Origin of the sequence: Gordonibacter sp., from assembly GCF_036667095.1 — a bacterium.
GTDB lineage: Bacteria > Actinomycetota > Coriobacteriia > Coriobacteriales > Eggerthellaceae > Gordonibacter.
Window position 1 is genome coordinate 1 of sequence record NZ_JAVWUP010000252.1, and the last position, 3,094, is coordinate 3,094.

Annotated in this window: 3 protein-coding genes; all 3 read right to left on the minus strand. The window is 61.7% G+C overall.

What is annotated here, in order from left to right; all coding sequences use genetic code 11:
* Positions 1 to 491, minus strand: a 491-nt coding sequence (locus tag RR842_RS13255; protein WP_332730063.1) for a sugar transferase, incomplete at its 3' end; no start/stop codon positions are given.
* Complete coding sequence (locus RR842_RS13260) at positions 491 to 1,807, minus strand: DegT/DnrJ/EryC1/StrS family aminotransferase (protein WP_332730065.1); 1,317 nt, start codon at positions 1,805 to 1,807, stop codon at positions 491 to 493. The genes RR842_RS13255 and RR842_RS13260, both read right to left, overlap by 1 nt.
* 104 nt (positions 1,808 to 1,911) lie before the next feature.
* A partial coding sequence (locus RR842_RS13265) for a glycosyltransferase family 4 protein (RefSeq protein ID WP_332730066.1) occupies positions 1,912 to 3,094 on the minus strand: 1,183 nt, incomplete at its 5' end.

Below are 3,094 nucleotides of genomic sequence, written 5' to 3' on the forward strand. Positions count from 1 at the left end.
ACGTCGAGCGCGAGGCGGTCGTGCCAGGGTAGCGAGTTGCGGCCGTAGACGGCGGCGTAACCGGTGATGCCGGGTTTCACGAGCAGCTTTTCGCTCTCATTGCCCTCGTAGAGCTCGGTCTCGCGGCGTAGGTCGGGGCGAGGGCCCACGACGCTCATGTCGCCTTTCAGCACGTTCAGGAACTGCGGCATCTCATCGAGGCTCGTCTTGCGCATGAAGGCGCCCACGCGGGTCATGCGGGGGTCGTCGGAGCCGTTGTAGGTGGAGCCATCCTCCATGACCAGGTCGGGGGCGTTCACGCGCATAGAGCGCAGTTTGTACATCTTGAAGTCGCGTCCGTCCTTGCCAACACGCGGGGCGTTGTAGAACACCGGCCCCTTGTCCTCGAAGTAGATGAACGGAGCCAGAACAGCAATGATCAGCAGGACGAACGGCAATGCAACTATGCCGATGATCAGGTCGCAGAGGCGTTTTCCTAAGCGTGCGTACATCAGTGGATACCCTCAGCTTCGAGTGCTGCATAGGCACGGATGAATACCGCAGTTACATAGCTGACGTCGTCGTCTGCAAGCAGCGTGTGCAGCGGCAGCGTGACCTCGTTCTCGAACTGCGCAAGTGCGTTCGGGAAATCGGCGATGTCGAATCCGAGGTCGCGGTAGGCGGTGAGCAGTGGTAGCGGCTTGTAGTGTACGTTTGCGGCAACGCCGTCGTCAGCCAAACGTTCGATGAGCGCGTTGCGGAAGGTGGAGGACTTGCCCGGCAGGCGCACGAGCATGAGGTGTCCGCTCGAGGCGAAGATAGGTTCGTGAGTGCCGTCTTCGCTGTTGAGCTCGGTAGATGCGCTCGAAGTGGCTTTCAGGGGGCGGGTGGTGTCGATGCCTGCCGTGTCGTTGCCGTAATGCTGCAGCACGTCCACTGCCAAGTCAGCCAACCCTGCCTCGTAGCGCTCAACCAATTCGCGTCGTCGCGCCAAAAGCGCAGGGTAGCGCCTCAGCTGCGCCAAGCCCACGGCGGCCTGCAGGTCGGTCATGTTGCATTTCCAGCCGGGGTAGGCGATGTCGTACTCCCAAGCGCCGGCTTGGGTCTTCGACAGGGCGTCCTTCGTCTGGCCGTGCAGCGACATGAGCATGAACTCGCGGTAGAGCGCCTCGGAATCAAACGCGCCCGCGCGCCAAGCCAGGGCACCGCCTTCGGCAGTCGTGAGGTTTTTGACGGCATGGAACGAAAACGCGGTGAAATCGGCTACCGAGCCCGATGCTCGTCCGTCCGCCGTTGCTCCTAGCGAGTGCGCGGCATCGGCCAACACAACCACGCGGTCGAACGCGCGCTGCAAGTCGCTCGCGGGCTCCCAGAGGTTGCGAACGCTTTCCAACGTAGCGAACAGCCGGTCGTAGTTCACCATGCGTCCCGCGATATCCACCGGAATCACGGCTTTGGTGCGCTCGGTGACAAGCGAGGCGAGGGCATCGTAGTCCATCTCGTAGGAGTCGGGAGCCGTGTCGCAGAGTACCGGAGTTGCTCCCACATGGCAGATGACCGAGCAGGAGGCAGTATAGGTGTAGGCGCTCGTGATGACCTCGTCGCCCGGTCCTACACCCAAAGCGCGCAGGGCGCACTCGAGTGCGGCAGTGGCCGAGTTGAACGCCGCCACGCGGGCGGCGCCGGTGAAGGCAGCGAGCTCGCGTTCGAACTCTTTGGTTTTCGGCCCCGTGGTGATCCAGCCGCTTCTCAGGGCTTCGGTCACTTCGTCGATCTCGGCTTGCGTGATGTCGGGTGGCGAAAAAGAAATGCGTCTCTGCTCGGTCAAAGGTCGCTCCTTGCTCAAACGGTCTAGCGAGCGCGCCGAAGATGGCGTGCCGAAACTTTTATTTTGACGTGCCGTCGTTGTTTTGGCGAGGTGCTCAACCAAAATCACAGCAACGTGCGCAGCAAATCCACGATCTTGCGGTAGGAGTGCGGCTGGTCGAACTCGCGCTCTGCCACGGCACGTCCCTTCGCCCCCATGATCTTGCGCAGCGACGAGTGTCCGGCCAGCTTTGCGATTTCGTCGGCGAGCGCTTGGGGGTTGCCGGCCTCGACATTCACTCCGAAGCCATCAGCGGACACCTTTGCGCGGAACTCGGTGCTCGATCCTGTGTTGATCATCGGGTTGCCGCTGGCAAGGTAGTCGCCGATCTTCGTGACGATGCTTTGCACAGCCGTCCTCACCAGCGAGTTCACCACGATATCGGATGCGCAGAGGTAGGCGGCCATGTGCTCATAGTCCAGGTAACCGCGAAAATCGACGGGTGCGTCCAAGGTTGATGCCTGCTCTTGGAGCTTGGCGCGGTCGGGTCCGTCGCCAAGCACCTGCACGCGTATTGCGGGCAGGTAAGCATTGTTGCCCTTTTCACGACGATCCTGCTCCAGCAGTGCCGCTGCAGCGATCAGCGTTTCCACATCGTAGCTTGCGCCGAGCGTTCCCGCGTACGTTGTCCAGATAACCCCCTCGGGCTTGTTTACCTCGCTCTCATGCGCTTGCGCGCCAGCATCGAAGGCTGCCAGGTCGTTGCCTACGTATACCGTTGCGCACGGATAAGGCCGCTGGCGGTCCTGCGCCGGTCGCGCCGCATACTCGTCGGACGTGCCCACGGCGCCCGAAAGCAATTGGTAGACGCGTCGAGCATCTCGCTTGAACGGGTAGAATGCTACATCGCTTATCACGGGGATATTTACAACCATGCGCATGGCTTCGGGCCAGAGATCGTTGATGTCGGCTACGAAGGGGATGCGCTGTGCTTCGGCCGCTTCCGCGCACGTACGCGCAACATCGTTCGGGGGGATCTCGGCGTAAATAAGGTCGTACGTGCCGGCTGTGCGCTCGAAGTGGGCGCGCAGGTTCTTGGCCGCCACACGATGGCTGCGAATGCGGCCCAAGTCCAAGTTGCGCGTATATCCGGGCTCGTCGATGAACACGATACGATAGGGAAGCCCTCGATAGCAGGCATTGGCGCAGTCGCGCTGCGCTTTCTCCCAGTGCTGGAACGACGACGTGATCAGGTCGACTTCAAAGCCCTCGCGCACCAGCAGCTCCGCCAAGAACCGAAAACGCGTG